General features: G+C 38.3%; 1 protein-coding gene. It reads right to left on the bottom strand.

All coding sequences use genetic code 11. The features are described 5' to 3' along the window. The coding region (locus ACW6NC_RS16055) for an ISAon1 family transposase (protein WP_457867582.1) at window positions 1-583 on the bottom strand (583 nt) is incomplete at both ends.

A 583-nucleotide genomic window follows, 5' to 3' on the forward strand; every position in this document is an offset into this window, starting at 1 on the left:
AGAAAGAATTCTACATTTTTCACTCCTCTGAATTGAGCCCTAAACGCTTTAATTTTAGCATTGAATGATTCTGCTGAAGCGTTCGTACTTCTATTGATAAAGTAATTGAGAATAGACCTGTAGTTAAGGGTTATGGTATTGGCAATAGTATTGAATGCCTTAAATCCTGTATCCTCTACATCTTTATACCAGTGGGCAAGTTTAGTATAGGCCGCTTCTACTGATTTTGCTTGGTTGAATATGTTCCTGAGCCTTTGTACCAGGTTAAAGGCTAATTTTATATCTGGATATTGCTCAAAGAGTATTATGCTGCGCTCGTGCTGGTTCTCTGTCCAATTTGAAGGTGCTTTATAGAGCAAATAACGGCTGCGAGCTAATAATTGTTTTCGGGTATCCCCATTGGCAAATATTTCTGGGGTAAAGCTTTTTTGCTTTAATCTTGCCTGTTTAATTTGTTCATTTTCCATATCTATAGCATCCCAGCGGTGCTTGATCCTAATATCCTGTAAGGCTTCTAAGGTAAGTTTCTGCACATGAAATCGATCTGTAACCTGTATGGCTTTAGGGAAGCATTTCCTGGCAA

The organism is Salegentibacter profundi (genome assembly GCF_054121475.1).